Origin of the sequence: Streptomyces sp. NPDC091371 (assembly GCF_040684275.1) — a bacterium.
Lineage (GTDB): Bacteria > Actinomycetota > Actinomycetes > Streptomycetales > Streptomycetaceae > Streptomyces.
Window position 1 is genome coordinate 64920 of sequence record NZ_JBFBFP010000024.1, and the last position, 20741, is coordinate 85660.

Below are 20741 nucleotides of genomic sequence, written 5' to 3' on the forward strand. Positions count from 1 at the left end.
TACCCGTGACCGTAGGATCGCAGGTGGCGGCCGTGCTGTGAGTGGACCTTCACGGCACAGGACAGACATATCCGACCCCAGCGGTGACAGCCGCCGGCACGGTTGAGTACAAGGAAGAAGCAGCACGCCGATGGAGGAACTGACCTTGGACCTGGATATTCCGCAGCAGCCCGGAGAGAACGCAGGCCAGGCGGCGGGCGAGGAAGAATCCCAGGTTGTCGCCTTGAAGGAGGGCGAGGTCGCCGACTACATCAGCGGCAAGGCGATCAAGGAGACGCCCAAGGAGAAGGTCCGCCAGCGCACCGCTCGCGCGCTCGTCCACGAGTACGGGATCGACCCCGACGACATGGAGCGTGATTTCGCCCTCACGGTCAGTGAAGAGGGGGCCAAGCGGAAGCGCACCAAAAAGGCCGACATCGCGGTCTTCGAGTCCGGCATGCCCCACAACACCGCCAACCTGCGCCGGGTGGTGGTCTGCAAGCCCGAGCCCAAGCAGACCAAGAACGTCTTCAAGCTGCGCACGCCCGACCAGGCCCGGAATGACCTGGAGGAACTCCAGGAACTGATGGGCAACGACGGCCGTCCACTGTGCGCTCACGGCATGTGGACCGATGGCGCCGACTTCTTCTTCCTCAAGAAGGTGGTCGGCGAATTCGGGGTGGACTTCGAGGACCGCAGCGACTGGGAGATCACCGACGGGACGGCCGGCAGCCGTACCGTCGCCTCGCACCAGCGGCTGCGTGTGGCCGAGCCGGAGAGGCTCAAGATCGCCTTCCGGCGTTGCCACAACTACATCCACGGCAACGAGGGCATGCCGAAGGACGCCGCCTTCTGGCAGTTCCTCTACCTGCTGTTCGCCAAGATGTACGACGAGCGCGTCAGCCGGGGCACGGGGCACGGTAGGTTCCGGGTCGGCCTGAAGGAGATGTTCGAGGCAGACGGGCGCGCCGCCATCGCCAAGCGGGTGCGGAGCCTCTTCGAGGACGTCAAGGGCGAGTACAGGGAGGTCTTCAAGCCCACCGACGAAATCACCCTCTCCGACCAGGCGCTCTCCTTCATCGTGAGCGAGCTCGCCCACTACGACCTCAGCGCTTCGGACATCGACGCCAAGGGCATCGCGTACCAGGAACTCGTTGGCACCAACCTGCGCGGAGACCGGGGGCAGTACTTCACCCCGCGCTGCGCGGTCGACCTCATGGTGGAGATGCTCGATCCCCAGCAGGACGAGACCGTCCTCGACCCGACCTGCGGCACCGGAGGCTTCCTCCAGGCCACCCTCAAGCACCTGCGTGACGGCTGGAAGAAGGAGGCAGACACCTTCGGCTTCCCCGACACCAAGGAAGAGCAGGAACGCTACGCTGACCTGCTCAAGGAGTATGCGGACAAGCACCTGTTCGGTGCCGACTTCGACCGCTTCCTGGTGCGGGCGACGACCATGGACGTCATGATGCTCGCGCAGACCACGGGCAATATCTTCCACATGGATTCACTCGCCTTCCCACGCGGACACCTCGCGGATGTCGAGAAGGCGAAGGAGAGGATTCCCCTCGGCAAGACCGTTGACGTGCTGCTGTCCAACCCGCCGTTCGGCGCGGACATCCCGATCAGCGACGAGTCGGTGCTCGGCGACTTCCGCCAGGGCATCGCCCGGTCGTGGGGGCGCGACCCAGTGACGGGAGAGCCCACCGCGAGCACGACCACCACACCGAAGAGCATGGCACCCGAGCAGCTCTTCATCCAGCGTGCCATCGAGTGGGTCAAGCCCGGCGGACGGATCGGCATCGTCCTGCCCAACGGCATCCTGTCGAACCCCGGACCGACCGACGAGGCGATCCGCCGCTACATCCTGGAGCACTGCTGGGTCCTCGCCAGCGTCGAGCTTCCCGTGGAGACCTTCATCGTCGACGCCAACGTCAACATCCTCACCACGCTGCTCTTCCTGAAGCGGAAGACCGAGCAGGAAGTACGCAACTGGAGGATGAAGACGGAGAAGTCGTACCCGGTCTTCATGGCGGTTGCGGAGAAGGTCGGCTTCGACCGTCGGGGAAGCGAGTTGTACAAGCGCACACCCGACGGCGAGCCCGTGGTCGAGACCTCGGTCGAGATCGAACGGCTCAACATCCGGGGGAAGCAGGTGGTCCGGCCACTGAGGCGCAGCAGAAAGGTCATCGACAATGACCTGCCGGTGATCGCGGAGAAGTACCGGGAGTTTCGGGCCAAGTACCCGGTGCCGGGCAGCGACCCGCGCGAGGCTGCAGGAGCGGGCGCATGAAGGTCACCGACCTCGCCAACCCGGTGATGTCCGGCTGGTTCGCGGCCCAGGGGCTCCGGCTGGACGCATCGCCGTATGTCTCGGGTGCGCTGGCGATGAAGGAGATGCTCAAACGGGTTCCGAGGACGGAGCCGCTGGCAAGCCTGACCGACGGGCATAACGGGGGGCTCTTCAGTGGTCCCTTGTTCAAGAGGGTCTACCTCACGGACCCTGAGCACAGTGTGCCGTTCCTCGGTACCAAGGACATGATGACGGCTGACCTGACCGGGCTTCCTCGGTTGAAGAAGTCCGACGCGGAGTCGTCGGCGCTGTCCTACCTCGAACTCAAACCTGGCATGACTCTGATCTCGCGGTCGGGGTTCAATGCTGGTAGGCGCTCCTACGCTCGTCCTGATATGGAAGGTATCTGGGGATCGGAGGACATCGTCAAAGTCGAGCCCAACCAAAAAAAGATCAAGCCTGGCTACCTGTACGCCTTCCTCCTCAGCAAGTTCGGCGAAGTACTCGTCCGGGGATCCGTCTACGGGTCTGCCGTGAAGCACATTGAGCCGCACCACATCGCGGGGCTCCCGGTGCCCCGGTTCGATGCAAAGCTCGAGGAGCGGATCCACAAGCTGATCGAGAAGAGCGCGGAGCTGCGGGCGCAGTGTCAGAAGGACCTTGTGGCTGCAACAAAGGACTTCTTCGACAGCAACGGGCTTTCCGAGCTGAACGAGGTCGGCTGGCACCAGCAGGACCGGGACCTCGGGTTCGTGGTGGAGAGCGTGGGGACGACTTCGATCCGGGCGCTGAACTTTGCGCCTCGGGCGCGGAGGTTGCTGGAGCAGCTGGGGTCAGTGCCAGCCAAGAGCCTTGGGACGATTTGCAGCGGCGGGTACCTGGATTCAGGCGTCCGCTTCAAGCGGGTTGACAGCGATTCCGAGCACGGGGCCCAGCTCGTGGGCCAGCGGCAGGGGTTCTGGCTGCGTCCGGAGGGACGATGGATCAGCGCTGCTCACGCGCCCCGAGGAATCTTCGCGGAGGACGAGACCGTCATGATCGCAGCCCAGGGAACCCTGGGCGAGAACGAGGTGTTCTGCCGGCCACTGTTCGTTACCGGCAAGTGGCTCGACTACGCGTACACACAGCACTTCCTTCGCGTCGTCAGTGGTGACCCCGAGATCCCTGGCGCCTACCTCTTCGCCTTCTTCCGCTCCGAGGCCGCCTTCCGAATCCTGCGCTCCCTGAGCGTCGGCGGCAAACAGCAGGACATCCACGAAGCCCTTCGCGCCGAGATCCCGATTCCGCTGGCCCCGCCCGCCGACCGCGCCCGCATCGCCGCCACCGTCCGCTACGCCTACAACTGCCGCGACCGAGCCGACGTCCTCGAAGACAAGGCGCTCGCGCTGCTCACCGCCGCCATTGAGGAGGCCGCCGGGTAATGGGTGCCAGGATCGTTGCTGTTGGGGAGGCCGTCAACGATGCCGAGCGGAGGGTGATCGCGCACCTGCGTGATCACGCCCCCGACGACTGGACGGTCCTACACTCCGTCGAGATCCCGAGCCGGAACCGGGAGAGAACCTTCGAGGTCGATCTCGTCGTGGTGACGGGACACGCGGTGTACGTCATCGACGTGAAGGGCACCTACGGCCGGATCGAGGCCGACGGCAGCCGCTGGTACCCGGCCCGCCGCGCCCCGTTCCGCAGCCCGGTCCCCAAGCTCCAGAGCAATGCCAAGCAGCTCAAGACGATCCTGGAGACCATCAACCGGCCGCTCGCCCGGCTCTACACCGACGCTTTGGTGGTCCTCACCGCCCCGGACGCCGTCCTCACCGACTCCACGCCGCTCCAACGTGACGCGAAGGCCACCGTCGCCCTGGACGGCCTGATCGGGCGGCTGGCCGACCCCGGCCGGGTGCCAGTGGTGTCCGGCCGGTTCGACACCGATGTCTCCGCCCACCACGAGGCGATCGTCAGCACCGTCCGCGCTGCCTCCCGCGCGCCCTCCGGTGCGCTCCGGTTCGGCAACTGGCAGGTGATCGAGAAGCTCAGCGAGTCACAGCACGCCGACGGCGTCGACGTACTCGCCGAGTACCGGGCCAAGCACGCCCTGATGGTGCAGGGGTCGGGGACCGTCCGGCTCCAGGTGCGCAAGGTCGACCCCTACGCCTCGGAGGCCGAGCGGCTGTTCGAGCGCAAGCAGATCGGGATCGCCTACGAGGCGCTCGGCAAACTGCCTTCGCACCCGAACGTCGTAGGGGTCCGGGACTTCCTCGCCGACGACGACCAGGGCGTGTGCGTCACTGTCTTCGAGGACGTGCCCGGACACGCTCTGAGACTGCACTTGACCGGTAGCGGCAGCGCCGACCCGCTGACCGCCGACGCCAAGCTGCGGACGATCCGCGATGTTCTGCGCGGCCTTGCCCACGCCCACAGCCGCCGGATCGCGCACCGTGAGCTCACGCCGTCGAACATCCTGATCGCCCAGGACGGCCGGGCGATGCTGACGGGCTTCGAGTACGCCAAGACGGCCCAGCGCCGCCCCCACACCGTGGGCGTCCAAGCGCATCAGGTCGCCGACCGGGCGTATCTGGCGCCCGAGTGCCACGCCGCACCCTCGGCCATGGGCATGGCCGCGGACGTGTACGCGGTCGGGGTGATCGGCTACCAGCTGTTCACCGGGGAGCTGCCGTTCTCCTCGGCCACTGAGCAGGCCGATGCGGCCGGGCGGCTGCCCACGGGTGTCCTTTCAAGCGCCGGGGTGCGGGAGGAGCTCGCGCACTGGCTCCAGACCCTGTGTGCCACGGACCCCGCCGCGCGGCCCACCGCCGTCGAGGCACTGCGGCGCCTCGACCTCGCCATCGGCGCGGTCCGAGCACCCGCCAAGCGCATCGGCTCCTCCGCCGCACCAGCTCTACCGCCCGCTGCCGGCCGTGGCCGGGGAGACCTGGACGCCGCGCGCGGCCCGGAGTTCTACCGGGACCTCCCGGCCGACTTCCAGCTCGGCACGAAATACCTGGTGCGTCGGAGGCTCGGCCGTCCCGGTTCATTCGGGGTGGCCTACCGGGTGTACGACACTATAAGGAGCGTCGACCGGGCAGTGAAGCTGGTCCTGCGGGACCGGGACTCCGTCCTGGAGCGGCTGCGCCGCGAGGCCGACGTCCTGGCACGGCTCCAGGGCGCGCCGCACCCCAACGTAGTGGCGATGGTGGACGCGGACCGACTGCCATCCCCGGATGAATACCCCTACCTGGTCTTCGAGTTCGTCGACGGCAAGGACGTCGCCGAGGTGATCCGGGGCGGGCGAATGGGGGCGGCGGACGTACTGAAACTGGCGATTGACACCGCGCGCGGCCTGCGGCACATCCATGACCTCGGGGTGTGGCACTGCGACATCAAGCCGAGCAACCTGCTGTGGACCGACGACGGCGTCAAACTGATCGACTTCGGGATCGCCAAGACATCCGACTCCTCCGAGGGACACACCTACACCAGCCCCCGCTACAGCCCGCCCGACCTCGACCAGGTTCCCGCCGACGCCGGCGGCTACACCGATCGTGACCTGTTCGGGCTGGGCGTGACCCTTTACGAGGCGCTCACCGGCGGGAATTACCCGTGGGACGCCAACCGTCCGCTCCCAGGCGTCCGGCCCGACGACCCCCGGACGGCCTACAGCGGGTTCGGCGACCTCGCTCCTGGCTTCGCCGACACCATCCTCCGGGCGGTCTCGCCGTACCGGGCCGAGCGGTTCACCACCGCCGAAGAAATGCTGCGAGCACTGGAAGACCTCCAGTCCGCACGGGACGTCTCCGCATCCGCCCCGTCCTCACCCGCACGCTCGCAGGTACCGCCGGCGCCGCCCGCCGGTGACAGCCCCGAGGAGGCAGAGCCTTCCGAGCCGAACAGCAACCCCTTCGTCGGCCACCTGCAGACCCTGTACAGCCAGAGCCACCGTTCCAACCGGGGCACCCGCGGTCTCGACCCGCGCGCCATGTCTGTATACATCGAGACCGCCCTCGACCGTGAGCTCATCCCCGCCCTCCGCCGGGGCGAGCACGCACTCGTCGTGGTCACCGGCAACGCGGGCGACGGCAAGACCGCCTTCCTCGAGCACTTCGAGCGCCAGGCCCGCGAGCTGGGCGCCGACTTCGGCCCGCCCCGGTCCAACGGCAGCGACTTCACGCTGGAGGGGCACTGCTTCCGCACCAACCACGACGGCAGCCAGGATGAGGGCGACACCGTGGGGGACGAGGTCCTGGAGAACTTCTTCGCCCCTTATGCGGGTGCGTCGGAGGAGGGGTGGCAGGGAATCGAGGGCGAGACACGCTTGATCGCCGTCAACGAGGGGCGGTTGATCGACTTCCTCAGCCACCGCCACGACCGCTACCCCCACCTCTCCAAGCTGGTCAATACGGGCCTGGCCGGAGGTAGCACCGGACAGGTCGTCGCAGTCGTCAACCTCAACACCCGAGACGTGTCCGCCCGACTGGTGGGCGCCGACGGCGTCCCGCAGGACGGCGAGTCGCTCCTGGAACGCATGGTCAACCGGATGACCCACGAGAATTTCTGGGAGGACTGCGCAAGCTGCGACCTGGCCGCCGTCTGCTACGCCCGGCACAACGCCCAGACCTTCCAGCACCCCTCGGCCGGCCCCCAGGCCAAACGGCGACTGCGCCGGGTGTACGAGCTCACCCAGCTCCGCGGCAAACTCCACGTCACCCTGCGCGACCTGCGCTCGGCACTCGCCTTCACCCTCACCTCGGGCCGTGACTGCACCGAGATCCACGAGCTGTACGCAAACGGCGATGTCCGCCGCATCCTCGACGGCTTCTACTTCTCCGCACACCTGGGCACACCCCCAGCAGACGACGGCACCCTGCAGGAGCGCGACCGGCTGCTCGCACTGCTCCGCGAGGCGGACGTCGCCGCCACCCCGAGCCCCCGGCTCGATCGCCGACTGGACTACTCCGGCCTTCTGGACAGCGGCGCGCTGGTGACCGTGGACGGGCGGGGCGACCGGGACCGTGTCCTGCTCTCCGGCCTGTTCGCCGAGCTCACGCGGTCTGGGAGCACCCACCGTGACCAGGCCGAAGAACACCGCCGCTACCTGGACGCAGCCCGCCGCCTGCTCTACTTCGAGCTCCACGACGAGGAGCGCGCCCAGCGGATGCTGCCCTACCCCTCCGTCCTGCGCTTCATGGACCTCCTGTCCGCCGACGGCGACCTCGTACAGGAACGCGACGCGCTCCTGCGCGCCCTCAACCGGGGAGAAGGCCTGATGGCCCCCGAGCGCATTGGAAACGCCCTCGCCCTGAAGGTCCGCGAAGTGACCGGCGGCACCGTGCGAAGCTTCCGCCGCTTCCCCGCAAAGGGGTTCCGTCTCTCACCCGGCACCGCACACTCCTCCCCGTACATCGAATCCGGTCGGACCTCGCTGCGGCTCAGCTACCAGGACCCGGCAGGACGTCAGGGCGGCACAGCGGAGCTCGATATCCGGCTCGACCTCTTCGACCTACTGCATCGCTTCGAGCAGGGCTACCGGCCGTCCGTGGCCGACATCCAGGGGCAGCAGCTGGCTCTCTCTGTCTTCAAGAACCGGCTGTCCGCCGTCCCCTACCAGGAAGTGCTCCTCACCACCCACGGGCACGACCTGCGCCGCATCCACCGCACCGAGGACCGTGTCCTACACATGGAGGAACTGGCAGCCGGGCTTCCTGTCGGCGCTCGGGCCAACGGGGACATCGAGCAGCACGGCACCGACACTGACGGAGCGCAGGAAGGAGCGGCATGGCGCTGAGCGGATCACTCGGCACGTTCCACCACCCCGGCGTCAGCCGGATCGACTACAAGCCCCTGGACATGGACCGAGTCCTCACCGCGCTCCTTGCGCGGCTGTGGCACGACGGCAGGCCCAGCAAGATCAGTCGGGACAAGACGCTAGAGGTGGAGGTGTTCGTCAACCTCTTCCTGAAGCACCCCAAGGTATTCGACGGGTTCGACCGGGACACCACCGCGCGCTGGACCGCCACCCACCTCCTGGACCTGGTCAACCGAGGCAAAGCGGATGAGTCGGTGGCAGGGCCCAGGCCGCTGCACGGTTTCGTCTACCGGTTCCGCAACAGCCGCAAGTCCCGCCCCTACGGGGCCGACGAGCAGCTGTACGAGATGCTCGCGGTCGACGACGGAGCATTGAAGGGGCTCCGTGAGTTCTTCTTCTCCGACATCGACCGCTCCACCGACGCGATCACCCCGGGCCTGGACACCGACGTGGAGACACAGGCGCTGCTGCATCTGGTCGAACTCGCTGGCGGACAGATGCAGGACCGGCCGGACAACGGCAAACCCCGCACCCCCCACCCGCCGCTCTGTGCTGAACCAGCCCAGTTGCTCTGCCAGGACGTCATGCGGCTCCTTTACCACCAGGACCACATGCCTCGCACTGTTCTGGTGGACCACCTCAAGACGCTCTTCGCCTTCCACCTGGCGCTCTACCACCTCCGCATGGTGAAGCTGCTGCCTGCAGCCCTCGCGAACGGCACAGCCCCGGCCTCCTGCCGCAAGGGCCACACCGGCACGACGGCAGCCGACCGCTGCCCGTACCAGGTCCGCCTCTTCCTCGACGTGGAGGGCGCGCCGGGCACCCGGGCCGCCGGCCTCGCCGAGCACAGTGCGGAGATCTGGTACCGGCGGATCCCCCGCTTCGTGCAGGCCACCTACCAGATCAAGAAGCTGGACGAGTTCGCCGAGCACCTCGCCGCCCAGGGCGACGGCCCAGGCCGGTCCGGCGGCCGCAACTACGCCACCCTCGAGGAGGCGCTGAGGCTGCTCGGCAAGTCTTACGTGAAGAAGCGGGACTCCTTCTTCCAGCAGCGTGCCACCCGGGTGCGGGACGAGGAGAAGGAACTGCCGCCTGAGGTCAGGCAGATCACCCAGCTCAAGCTCGACCCCTTCGACGAGTACACCGAGATGCTCATGCACTACCGGGGCCGCTACTACCGGAGCCAGTTCGTGAAGTGCCTGGACTCCATGCTGCTCAAGCACCGCCCCGGCGCACTGATCGCCCAGCCGCGCGGCGGACATGGTGGCGATGCCTCGGCCCGACGCTTCATCCTGGACGCACGCCTCCTCGAAGTACTGCTCCAGGTGTCCCTTCTCCGCGAAGAGGCCGACTGGTCCGGGAACCTCGCAACCGCTCCGATGCGGGTCGACGAGTTCCTCGCCCTGCTGCGTGACCGCTACGGGCTCCACATCGACCGGCTCCCCGAGGGCGACGGCTTCACCGGGGCCCACCTCGACGACCGGGCGGCCCTGCGCGCCAACTCCACGGCGTTCCTCAACCGGCTGCGGGAGATCGGCTACTACCAGGACATGTCCGACGCCTACCTGACGCAGACCATCACCCCCCGGTACACCATCGGCACCGCGGCACGGACAGGAGCCACCCCCGGATGAGCAGCGGCACCACCGGAATGACCGAGACCACCTCCAAGGACCTGCGCGACGCCCTCGAAAGCGTCCTCGCGCCCCGGCTCTCCGCGCTCCTCGCCGCGCGCGGCCACGGGCACTGCATGCGGATCACGGAGGTGGAGGCCGAGCTTGCCGCGGCACTGGTGCGCCGCCTGCGCGGAGCCGCCGGCCCCGTAGCCACCGTCTGCCTGCTTCTCCCCGAGGCTGACCTGGGCCCGGACCGGCCATTCCATGACGTCGGCGTCACCAGCACCAGACTGGTCGAGCTCCGCAACCGGACGGAGGGCGAGGGCGTGGTGCCCGGACCACTCCTGGTCTTCGTCCCGCCCGGCACCAAGGTGAGCGCCGAGGACTCCTTCGGTATCGCGACCTTCGAAGAAGTACCGGTCGGAGACGCCTACGCCCATCTCGCGGACCATCTCCTCGACCAGGTACCCGAGCGACTGCGCCCTGGGATCGACACACTGCTCGCCGCCCTCCGCGACATGACCGGGACCCGCGGCGGCAGCCGCTCCATCGCCCACTTCCTCCTCATGCTCCAGGCCAATGACTACCGTGAACAGGTAGCCGGGGCGGCGGTGTACCACTTCGGGCTCGTACCGGACTTCGACCTGTTCTCCGACCCGGGGCTGATCGCTGAGCGGGTCGGGAAAAACCACCGCTTGGTGGAGAAGCTGACCGCCTCACCGCGCTCTGAGCGGCAACGGGTCCTCGACCTGGGCCTGAGCGACAGCGACTTCGCCTCCCGCCTGGCCGACTTCGCCGTCCGTTGCGGACTGGAGGATCCGGCGGCGTGGACCCGCCGCATCGTGGTCGACCGGGAGAACCGGCCCCTGTCTTTCAGCAACTGGCGCATCGACGAGCGAAAGCGCGCTGCCGTCTCCATCGAGGTGCGCGAACTCGGCCTGCCCACCGTCGGCGACAGCGCCGAGGCAGCTGCCTACCCAGCCCTCTCCGCCATCGTCGGCCAGCCCTACCTGCTCGCCGGGGAGAAGGGCGTACGCGACCTCGCCGTGCGATTCGCGGTACAGCCCGACCCTCGCAAGGTGGAAGGGCTGGCGAAGTTTCGTGTGGAGATCGTCTCGGAGAGCGGCGGCCCGATCGGCCGGATCACGCACATCGGCAAGGGTGCACGCCCGAAGACCGAATACAAGGCCTCACTCCTCCGCCTCAACAAGATCGACTGGCAAGAGGGGTGGCACTACGTCAGAGTCGTCCCGCTGGACGAGAGCGACGAACCCCTCGACGTCCTCCCCGGCGCGCATGATCTGCCCGGCGGGGAGAGCGAGCATTTCTACGTCGTACCCGGAGGAGAGATCGAGGAGCCTCCGGAGCGCAGCGCCGGGCGCTTCGCCGGAGTCGCCCAGGCGCTGAGGTGCCTGCAGCTCGACGCCGTGGCCGGCGCCGAGGATCCCGCACGGGTCACCGCGGCCGATGTCCGCTGGCGGCCGATCACGGCACGCAGCCCTCAGAAGATCCTGAATGTGCGGATCCAGACCGTCGGCAGCGCAGAGATCCGGCTCTCGCCGCTGCTCGTCCAGGCCCAGCAGGACCTGCTCGCCCGGCCGGACGACACCTCGTTGCGGCGTATCCTCCTGAGATCCGACGGCACTTCGGAGATGCCAGTCAGCCTGGACGAGGACCTGAAGGACGCCCTGACGGGACGGGCGGCCGAGGCGTACCACGACTTCCTCTCCGCCCGGCGGGCCTACTTCGCTGCGGTCAGCGGTCAGGACGACCGTGCGGCGCAGGATGGTCCGGCCGCGGCGGCCGGACTGCTCGTCAGCGAGGCCGCCGACTTCGAGCGGGTCCGAGACGAACTCGTCGCGTATGCGGAGGCGTACGCAGAGCTGGTCGATGCCCAATCTCTGCATGCCGAGCGGGCCGGCGAGACCGGACAGGGCCGTGCCTTGGCCGCTCTGGCCAGGATCCAGCAGGTCGACTGCGTGGCAGCGACCCTGGCGGACGGTCTGGGGCGCAAGGACACCGTTCTGCTGGTCTCTCCGACCCACCCGCTGCGGGCGCTGTGGCTGGCCGCGTGGTCGGCGCTCGGTCTGGACTGGACGCAGCGTCTGGCTTCCGGTGACAAGCCTGCTGTCCTCGCGGTCAAGGACTCCCTCATGGGGAACCTGGCCCCCCTGGGCTTCCCGTTCGCCGTCCCGCGGCAGGACGGCCGCCTGATGGCTGCCGCCGACAACCTCACCCCGTACTGGGGTGCCTATCTCCCCAGCGAGACGGCAGACCGCCGCGGCCTGCTCGGCAGGCTCGCCACTGCACTGCAGCTGCCGCCCGCAGGCACGCGTCCTGTCTCCGGCGCTCTTTCCGGAACGGCGCTCGCCGACCGCATCGAGCGGTACGTACGGCTCCATCCGTACGTCCACACGCTCGTCATGAACGTCGTCAACGCCGGCCGAGCGGAGATCGTCGCCGACGCCCTCCTCGAACTGCAGCGCCGCGACACCACCCGGGAACTCGCATACGACATTCGTCTCTGCGTGACCGATCCGCATGCCCCGGAGACCGGAGAAGCACTGGCGGAACTGCAGAGCGCCCAGAGCGCGATCACCTCCGCCGAAGCGGAGGCCTTCCTGCACACCGCAGGTCCAGGACGTACAGCGAAGCTCGTCCACTCCGTGCGCTCTGTCGCGGAGTTCACCAGCCAGGCCGACGACTTCGATGCCCATCTCACGGTCCTCATCGACGCCTTCGGCGGTGAGCAGCACGCCGCCACCACGCACCGGGGCATCGCTCACGCCCCTGTCCACGGCCTGGTGCAGAGCACCGCGGTCACCTACGAGGACAACGAGCAGCAGATCGTCTGGCGCACCTCCCCGCGCCACGGCAGCGCCCTCGCCCTGGAGGAGGCCGAGGACCTGGCGACCCTGATGAGCCGCCTGCCCGGACTGCTCACCACCGCGGCCGCCTGTGTGGCCACCGCCGGGCAGGCCCCGAGAAGCGTGCCCTGCACCGTCCTCGCCCTGGACACCGACGACCGGGCCCTGCTCTACCAGGCCCACGAGACCGGAGACTGGGTCGTCACCATCGACCGGACCCTCGGCCTGGAGTACTTCGACCACGCGGGACAGCACGGCCGCCCCGAATACGTCATCGACTACGCGCCCTCGGTCGGCAGCGGACTCGGACACCAGATCATGGTGAGCTCCAACTCGGTCGAAGAACTGCGCACCCTGCTCGGCCCCACCGCCCGGCAGCACGGCCTCGACGTCGACGAGCGCCACCTCGACACCTTCTTCGACCAGCTGCGGCTGCTGTCGGGGAACCTCGCCTTCAAACTCGCCTCGACCGCACCCAACCAGCGCACCGAAGTCCTCGGCCTGTCACTGGCCCGCCTCTACCTGGACTACCAGGACGTCCTGCGTAACCAGATCGTCGTCCCGCTCGACGCCCACCCCGAGCTGTACGCCGAAGTCCGCCGCCAGGCCCGCGAACTCGGGGGCTCCCTCTCCTTCCAGCGCAGCGACCTCGCGCTCTTCCACCTCGAGGCCCGGACCCGTACCGTCACTTGCCGCCTCGTCGAAGTGAAGTGCTACACCGCGCTCGATGACATCACCGCCTACCAGCGGCTCAAGACCAAGATCGGCCAGCAGCTGGAGCGCAGCCAGACTGTGCTCGCCGAGTCCTTCGACCCCGAGCATCGCAGTCCGGACCGCGTCGACCGCCCGGTCAAGAACCTCGCGCTCGGCACGATGCTCCGCTTCTACCTGGAGCGCTCGAACCGGCACGGCGTCATGGACCAGAGCGCTCGCAAGGCCGCGCACGAGCTGCTCGACACCCTCGACGACGGCTACCGGCTGCGGTTCACCCGCAGCGGCCTGATCTTCGACCTGGCCCGGACGGGAACAGATCAAGAGACCGACGCCGGAGTGGAGTTCCACCGGATCGGCAGCGACCTCATCAACGAACTGATCCAGGCGATCCCCACGGTTCGGCCCGGCCTGCAGGCAGCCCCGGACTCTGCTCAGGAGGAGGAGCTGGCACCACAAGGTTTTGCGACCGCGCCCACGCTGGCATTGCTGGACCTGTCCGTGCCCCGCCTCGCCGAGGCGGGCTTCCGTGCGGAAGAACCCCGGGGTGCAGAGGGATACGACTCTGACGGGCAGACTCCCGGAGGGCCGGTGGGGGACGCCAGCGCCGGGTCCGGCCCTGCCGACGAGCCACCGCACTCGGCCGAAGGGCAGGCCCCGCAGGACCAGGAGCAGCCCGCACCGTCGCCAGACCAGGCCTCCCTGCCTGAGGCAGAGCCCGCGCCAGCAGCCGAGGCGCCGGCCTCTGCGGTCGCCAGACCTGCGCACCCGGCAACCGTACTCGATCCGCCCGGCGGCTTCCACGATGCACCAACCGTTGGCGGTCCGAGGCAGGTTACGCAGGTCGCGGCCCCCATCAGCGCCGGAGCCGCACAGCCCGATGTCTTCCTGGGCGTCACCCGCCCCTCCCCGCAGTACGGAATCCTCGGTGAGGCAGTCGGCCGCGCAGTCGCTATCGACTTCCACGAGACCCACACCATCAGCCTCTTCGGCGTGCAGGGAGGCGGCAAGAGCTACACCCTGGGCACTCTCATCGAGGCGGCGTCGTTGTCGGCCCCGCCGGTCAACCTTCTTCCGCATCCGCTGGCCACAGTGATCTTCCACTACAGCCAGACCATGGACTACGCCCCCGAATTCACCTCAATGATCGCCGCCAATGACGACGAGCTGCAGCTGAAGATCCTGCAGGAGCGTTACGGAGCGCAACCGAGTGCTCTCGACGACATTCTGCTGCTGACTCCGGCCGACCAGGTGGAGGACCGTCGGCGGGAGTTCCCCGGAATCGATGTGCAGCCTCTCCGCTTCGCGTCCCGTGAACTCCAGGCTGCCCACTGGCGGTTCCTCATGGGGGCAGTGGGCAACCAGTCCACCTACATCCGCCAGCTCACCCGCATCATGCGCACCCACCGGAACGCTCTGAACCTCGATGCGATCCGACAGGGCGTCGCCGATTCAGGAATGCCGGACCATGTGAAACAGCTGGCTCAGCAGCGCCTCGATCTCGCTGCCGACTACATCGACGACAGTGCGCACCTGACCTCTCTCATCCGTCCCGGCCGGTTGATCATTGTCGACCTCCGGGACGAGTTCATCGAGAAGGACGAGGCTCTGGGCCTCTTCGTAGTCCTGATGCAGCTCTTCGCTGAGGCCCGGCGCGACGGCGAACACTTCAACAAACTGGTTGTCTTCGACGAGGCCCACAAGTACATCGACAGTCCGGACCTCGTGGCCGGCCTGGTGGAGACAGTGCGCGAGATGCGGCACAAGGGCATGAGCATCCTGGTCGCCAGTCAGGATCCGCCCTCTGTCCCGGTCTCCCTCATCGAACTCTCCGACCACGTGATCCTGCACAAGTTCACCTCCCCTGCCTGGCTGAAGCACCTCCAAAAGGCAAACACCGCTTTCGCATCGCTGCGACCGGACCAGCTCGCCCAGCTCCAGCCCGGCGAGGCGTACATCTGGGCGAGCAAGGCCACTGACCCGGCCTTCACCTACGGTGCGACGCGCGTCCGATGCCGCCCGCGGGTGACCCGGCACGGAGGGGCGACCAAGACGGCGAGCGGGGAGTAGCAGGGGCGAAGCTGAAGTTCTCAGGCAAGTTCGGACATCAGGAGAGCGGGACGAAACGAGGGGAGACGGCTGACAGCCCCACCCTGAGTGGGAGATCTACGAGGACACGTGAACCGGTCGTCGCTGCGTGCCCGAGGCCCCCGAGTGAACGGCGGGGGCCCCTCGGGGACGGTCGGTCAGGGTTTGGCGGCGATCTGCTTGCTCACCTCGTTGCGGATGGTGGCCACGGTTGCGGCGAACGAGTCGAGGTTGATGGAGGCCGGCGGAGTGTCGAAGTCGACGCTTCCGGCGACGGCGATGACCGCTGACTCGTCTGCCCAGGTGCATTCGGGTTCGAGGCTTGTAAACGACTGGCCGGCCTCGTGACGCCTCTTTGTCACGCGGCACGACAGAGGTTCGCCGCCGGAGGGGGTGATAGCGCGCGGGCCGACGACCGTTTCCTGCGGGAATTCCCATCGGCGGTCCAGCGTGTCCAGCATGTGAGTGCGCGCCTGTACCGGGCTGAGCACGAACCCTTGCACACCAGTGACGGTCAGGATGTCCGCGGCCTTGTTCTTATCGGGACTGGAGGGTCCCTCGTAGGCCGCGAAGACGGGGACCGGGTTGTCGATCCAGTCGGAGAGGCCGCGGGCGAGGGCTTGATCAGGCCCGGCGTGCTCCGTCTCCTTGTACTTTCCCTTGAGCAGGGTGGGCGGCAGGACCACCCGGTAGGGACCGGACTGCGAAAAGGCCTCGGGCTTCCCGCCGCCCCAGCTGCCCGGCCCGGCACTCGGGTCGCCGCTGCCGCAGGCTGTCAAGACACTTACCGTCATCGCGCATAGCGACAGCCGTCCCCAGTGCTTCACTTCGTACCCCCGTTGCCCCTCTGCTCTTGATCGAGAACACTCTGTCACGAAAGCCGTTGATGGGGTGATCGGTCTCGTACGCAACCCGCATACCGGGGGGTCAGGCGCTTGGACGGGTTCCGACGCTCCCGCAGTGGGGCCGCCGTCACAAGAACCCCGACAGAGCCGAATTGCGTGACCGTCCACAGCTGGTCGCGTCACCTGTCGTCCTGAGCCTCCACCCAGTCGAAGTTGATCCGGTCCAGCATCGGCGTGCGGTCGCCCTGGCCGCTAGCCGGGAGCAGCGTCACCTTCTTCAGTGCGCAACGCAGCAGCATGCGCTGGTCCGCAAGTGGCGCATCTTCCCATGCTTCGCCAAGCAGTTGGCCATCGAGCAGCGGGGTCAGGTCCGACTGACGATGAAGCTCCGTCAACTCCGCCCGCATTGCGCGCGTCTGCTCTCGCAGCCCGTCTGAGAGTCGTTCGTAGCGATCGGCCTTCATGCGGCCGTGCACGTAGTACGCGTCATCGAGATCGGCTCCTCTGCGTTCAGCGTCTTCGAGGGCTGCGGATACGCGGAGCGCTCGCTCATCCTGCTCCGGATCCTGGTAGCGCAACCAACGCCGGGCGATCTCGTGCAACACAGGGTCGCCGGGCTCCATGGAGGAGATACGTCGGACCCAGGCCCCCGCCACTGCCTCATCGGCACGATCAACCTTCGTTCGAACACCAGGACATGCGGCAGGGCCTCCCTCCATTCTGGTCCGGCAGCGGTACGACGCCCCGCCGGACACCATGCCTACCGCGCAACGAGGGCAGTGCAGGATCCCTGTCAGCAGCTTGGCGGGAGTCTTCACGCCGTGCCCGCCTCGGAGGCCCCGGACCGTGCGGGAGGCGAATCGGCTTCTGATCGCGTACCACTCGGTGAGCGAGACCACGCCGGTCCCGCAGGAGATCGGGTGACCATCCGGACCGATCAATGGCTCCGCCTTCCACCCCCACTTATCAATCGGATTGCCGAACTCGTCCGTCTTCCGCTCCCTGTGGGGCACGAGGCCGGCCCACAGGGGGGACTGAGCCATGCGACTGATCGCATTCGCGGACCAGTGACGTCCCGTGCGCGTCCTCAATCCCTGTTCCGTCAGCCGGTGTGCGAGTGTGGTGCTTGCCTCGCCGTTGAGGAGCGCATCAGCGATGCATCGGGCAGTCGGATACTCGGCAGGATGTGGGCCGACCTTGCCGTTGCCCAGGCTCTGGACTCCGAAAGGAGGCCGTCCACCGGGTGCACGGCCAAGGACGCGATGCGAGTCCAGCCCGATCTGCACGCGCTCCGCGATGTCCTTGGCCTCATCACGGGCACGCTCGGAAAGGAACGCGAAGACCAGCCGGCCGCCCTTTGAGCTGTCCAGCCCCTCTGAGACAGAAATGAGCCGAGAGCGGCGGCGGTCCAGTTCGTCGAGCAATGCACCGACGGCCCCCATGCCTCGCCGGTCCAGCCGGTCAGTCTTCCAGACCGCGAGGGTTCTGGACTGACCTGCCAGCACTGCTTCCTTCGCCTTCTCGAACTCGTCCCGGCGGACGTGAATCTTGCTGGCGCTCCGCTGTTCGAACCACACGTGCCGAACTGCAAGCCCTTCGGCGCGGCACCAGCGCACAATGTCCCGAAGGTGGGCCCGCAAGGTCGTCAGGTCTTCTCGCTTCTTTGAGCGACGGATGTAGGCATCGACAAGACATTCCGGATCTCCCACCGCCGGGTGATGCAGTCCGAGATCGACGAGTTCCTCCTCACTGAATCCCAGCGCCTTGAGAGCTGCCAGGTCGGCCCTCATCATCCGCACCAGCTCCTACCGTTCGGGATCTCCACACATGGGCAACATGGGGATATATACCCTCGCTGCCCGGCGATCGAGATTCCGGCCCTCTGACCGCCCGCTGACCGCCCGCTGACTGCCCGCTGACCGCCCGCTTCGTTCAACTCGTTCAACGCACCCAGGTATCAAAACCACCCAAAAGGTACGAATACTTGGGACCGCGCCTCCCCGTCGGGGTCAGTCGCATCCACCGACCGACCCCGGCGAGGGAGTTCCGCGATGAGCCATGCCCGCAGCGGCGAGAGCGGCGAACGGATCGCCGTGCTCGACCTGGACGGCACCCTGGCGGAGGGATCCGTGGCCGCCCCCTTCATCGAGGCCATGGTCGCCGGCGGCGCCTGCGATCCGGCGGCGGGGAGGGCCGTGCTCGCCTGCATATCCGGCTACCACGGCGACGCCGCGGGCACCGCGCACGCCTCGGCCGCCGCCGACGCCTATGACCACATCGGCCGCGCCCTGGCCGGGGCGGCCCGTACGGACGTGGCGCGCGCGGCCGCCGAGGCCTGGCCCGCGGCCCGGGAGCGGATCTTCCCCTTCGCCGCCGAACTGGTCGGGCTGCTGCACGGCGCCGGGCTGCGGACGGTGCTGATCTCGGGGAGCCCGTACGAGATCGTCCGGCTCGCGGCGGCCGAGCTGGGGATCGGCGAGGCGCACGGCATGCGCGCCGAGGCCCGCCGCGGGCGCTACACGGGGGTACTGGAGACCACCCCGGCCCTGCCCGGCGGCAAGCGCGCCGCCCTGCGCGAGGCGACCGGGGGCCGCCCCGTCGACCGCCGCCGCTCCTTCGCCATCGGCAACTCCCCCTCCGACGCCGAGGCGTTCGAGCAGGTCGGCCTGGCCGTGGCGTTCGAGCCGGACCCGGTCCTGCACGGCTGGGCCCTGGACCGGGGCTGGATCACCGCCGACCGGCAGGACGTGCTCGCCGTCTGCCGGGACCTGGTCGCGACGCACCCGATCCTGGGGCGGGGGCTCCGGGCGGCCGGTCAGCGCTGAGGCTCACCCGCCCCGGCGGGCGCGGCAGCATGCACGGGCACCGGCGGCGACACCGGAGGGACCGACACCGCGAGGGTCATCTCCATCGGGACGGAGCCGTCGTTGCGGTAGGAGTGGGGGAGGTTGGCCTCGAAGGCGGCCGCGGCCCCGGCCGGCACCTGGAACTGCTCCTCGCCGACCACCAGCGTCAGATCCCCCGCCGTGACGTGGAGCATCTCGATGGTGCCGGAGGGATGCGGGGCCGATTCCGTCCCCTCGCCGGGCACCAGGTGCCAGGTCCACAGCTCCATCGGGCCCCGCTCGTCGGTGCCGATCAGCATCGTCGTCGAACTGCCCGCCTCGCTCGACCAGATCCGGACGGCCTGGTCCGGCGCGACGATCCGCACCTGCGGGCCCCGGTCCTGGTCGAGGAGGGTGGAGATGCTGACGCCGAGCGCGTCGGCCAGCTTCACCGTGGTCCCGACGCTCGGGTTCGTACGGGCCTGCTCGATCTGGATGATCATGCCTCGGCTCACTCCCGAGCGGGCGGCCAGCGAGTCCAGGGTGAAGCCGCGCTCCCCGCGCCACCGCTTGAGGTTCCGGCCGAGCGTCTGGGTGAGCTTTTCGAGATCCGACACATTCCGTCCAATATTTTGGATGACACAGTTCAGTAGAGTGAACTAACCTGCGGTGTATTCGATGCTGCACTCCACGGTTCACTGCACTGTACTGCGAGGCCTGCCATGACCGCCTTCTTCGCCTTGGCCACAGCCGTGCTGTGGGGTCTGGCCGACTTCGGCGGCGGACTGCTGACCCGCCGGATCCCGGCGCTCACCGTGGTCGTGGTCTCGCAGATCGTCGCCGTCGTCGTGCTCGGCGGCGTGGTCCTCGGCACCGGCGCCTGGCGGGAGGCCGGCCCTCAGCTGTGGTTCGCGGTCGGCGCGGGGCTCGTCGGGCCGGTGGCCATGCTCAGCTTCTACAAGGCGCTCGCCCTCGGACCCATGGGTGTGGTCTCCCCGCTCGGTTCCGTCGGCGTGGTCGTGCCCGTCGCGGCGGGGCTGGTGCTGGGCGAGCGGCCCGGCCCCGGCCAGTTCGCGGGGATCGCGGTGGCCGTCGTCGGCATCGTCCTCGCGGGCGGCCCGGAACTGCGCGGCGCCCCCGTCCAGCGGCGGGCCGTGGTCCTCACCCTGGTCGCGGCGTTCGGGTTCGGCGCGGTCATGGCCCTGATCGCGCAGGCCTCCACCACCGTCACCGGGCTGTTCCTCGCCCTGTTCGTGCAGCGGGTCACCAACGTCGCCGTCGGCGGCGCCGCGCTCTGGGCCCAGACCCGGCGCGGCGTCCCGGCCCTGCCGGAGGGCACCGGCCCGCGGGTCCTGTGGGGGCTGCTGCCCGCGCTGGCCTTCGTCGGCCTCGCCGACGTCGCGGCGAACGGCACCTACTCCATCGCCGCCCAGAACGGACCGGTCACGACGGCCGCCGTGCTCTCCTCGCTCTACCCGGTGATCACCGCGCTCGCCGCCTTCGCCGCACTCAAGGAACGGCTGCGCACGGTCCAGGCGGCGGGCGCCGGCCTCGCCCTCGCCGGAACGGTTCTCCTCGCGGCCGGCTAGGCAGGCCGCGCCGGACCCCCTGGTACTCCAGCCGTAGATCGTGATCTCGATGGTGAGGGGTGTCGAGGCGGCAGGTGTCCAGCGTGGATCATCTCGTCCGAGATCGCCCACGCCGTCGCGGGCGTCGGCTC

General features: G+C 68.4%; 10 protein-coding genes. 7 read left to right on the forward strand and 3 right to left on the reverse strand.

What is annotated here, in order from left to right; translation table 11 throughout:
* Nucleotides 1-130 precede the first annotated feature (130 nt).
* The 5 genes from AB0O21_RS24510 to AB0O21_RS24530 are packed head-to-tail and all read left to right on the forward strand — an operon-like array spanning nt 131 to nt 15333.
* Nucleotides 131-2272 carry an N-6 DNA methylase gene (locus AB0O21_RS24510; RefSeq protein ID WP_365173892.1) on the forward strand — a complete coding sequence of 714 codons (2142 nt, stop codon included), beginning with the start codon at nt 131-133 and terminating at the stop codon, nt 2270-2272.
* Nucleotides 2269-3693 carry a restriction endonuclease subunit S gene (locus AB0O21_RS24515; protein WP_365173894.1) on the forward strand — a complete coding sequence of 475 codons (1425 nt, stop codon included), beginning with the start codon at nt 2269-2271 and terminating at the stop codon, nt 3691-3693. The genes AB0O21_RS24510 and AB0O21_RS24515 overlap by 4 nt, the downstream gene beginning before the upstream one ends.
* Nucleotides 3693-8048, forward strand: coding sequence for a protein kinase (locus AB0O21_RS24520; protein ID WP_365173896.1), 4356 nt, complete (start codon nt 3693-3695; stop codon nt 8046-8048). Before AB0O21_RS24515 ends, AB0O21_RS24520 begins: the two co-directional genes overlap by 1 nt.
* A complete protein-coding gene (locus tag AB0O21_RS24525; protein WP_365173898.1) occupies nt 8039-9703 on the forward strand; it encodes a hypothetical protein in 1665 nt (554 codons plus the stop codon). The genes AB0O21_RS24520 and AB0O21_RS24525 overlap by 10 nt, the downstream gene beginning before the upstream one ends.
* Nucleotides 9700-15333 (forward strand): hypothetical protein, encoded by a 5634-nt coding sequence (locus tag AB0O21_RS24530; protein ID WP_365173901.1) that lies wholly within the window; start codon nt 9700-9702, stop codon nt 15331-15333. The genes AB0O21_RS24525 and AB0O21_RS24530 overlap by 4 nt, the downstream gene beginning before the upstream one ends.
* A gap of 176 nt (nt 15334-15509) precedes the next feature.
* On the opposite strand, the gene AB0O21_RS24535 is transcribed toward AB0O21_RS24530, so the two are convergent.
* Nucleotides 15510-16178 (reverse strand): hypothetical protein, encoded by a 669-nt coding sequence (locus AB0O21_RS24535; protein WP_365173903.1) that lies wholly within the window; start codon nt 16176-16178, stop codon nt 15510-15512.
* A gap of 197 nt (nt 16179-16375) precedes the next feature.
* Complete coding sequence (locus AB0O21_RS24540; protein WP_365173906.1) at nt 16376-17989, reverse strand: recombinase family protein; 1614 nt, start codon at nt 17987-17989, stop codon at nt 16376-16378.
* A 258-nt stretch (nt 17990-18247) separates the two neighbouring features.
* Between AB0O21_RS24540 and AB0O21_RS24545 the strand changes: the two genes are divergently transcribed.
* A complete protein-coding gene (locus AB0O21_RS24545) occupies nt 18248-19021 on the forward strand; it encodes a haloacid dehalogenase-like hydrolase (RefSeq protein WP_365173908.1) in 774 nt (257 codons plus the stop codon).
* Here the strand turns inward: AB0O21_RS24545 and AB0O21_RS24550 are convergent.
* Entirely contained in the window at nt 19012-19638 is a 627-nt protein-coding gene (locus tag AB0O21_RS24550; RefSeq protein WP_365173910.1) for a cupin domain-containing protein, read from the reverse strand. The genes AB0O21_RS24545 and AB0O21_RS24550 overlap by 10 nt on opposite strands.
* 105 nt (nt 19639-19743) lie before the next feature.
* Here AB0O21_RS24550 and AB0O21_RS24555 point away from each other — a divergent pair, with 105 nt between their 5' ends.
* Nucleotides 19744-20610, forward strand: coding sequence for a DMT family transporter (locus tag AB0O21_RS24555; RefSeq protein WP_365173912.1), 867 nt, complete (start codon nt 19744-19746; stop codon nt 20608-20610).
* Nucleotides 20611-20741 lie beyond the last annotated feature (131 nt).

What these genes read in the sequence shown, in the direction of transcription:
- AB0O21_RS24520 (WP_365173896.1), top strand. Translation starts at nt 3,693, where the DNA reads ATGGGTGCCAGGATCGTTGCTGTTGGGGAGGCCGTCAACGATGCCGAG.
- AB0O21_RS24545 (WP_365173908.1), top strand. Translation starts at nt 18,248, where the DNA reads ATGAGCCATGCCCGCAGCGGCGAGAGCGGCGAACGGATCGCCGTGCTC.
- AB0O21_RS24530 (WP_365173901.1), top strand. Translation starts at nt 9,700, where the DNA reads ATGAGCAGCGGCACCACCGGAATGACCGAGACCACCTCCAAGGACCTG.
- AB0O21_RS24525 (WP_365173898.1), top strand. Translation starts at nt 8,039, where the DNA reads ATGGCGCTGAGCGGATCACTCGGCACGTTCCACCACCCCGGCGTCAGC.
- AB0O21_RS24540 (WP_365173906.1), bottom strand. Translation starts at nt 17,989, where the DNA reads ATGATGAGGGCCGACCTGGCAGCTCTCAAGGCGCTGGGATTCAGTGAG.
- AB0O21_RS24515 (WP_365173894.1), top strand. Translation starts at nt 2,269, where the DNA reads ATGAAGGTCACCGACCTCGCCAACCCGGTGATGTCCGGCTGGTTCGCG.
- AB0O21_RS24555 (WP_365173912.1), top strand. Translation starts at nt 19,744, where the DNA reads ATGACCGCCTTCTTCGCCTTGGCCACAGCCGTGCTGTGGGGTCTGGCC.
- AB0O21_RS24510 (WP_365173892.1), top strand. Translation starts at nt 131, where the DNA reads ATGGAGGAACTGACCTTGGACCTGGATATTCCGCAGCAGCCCGGAGAG.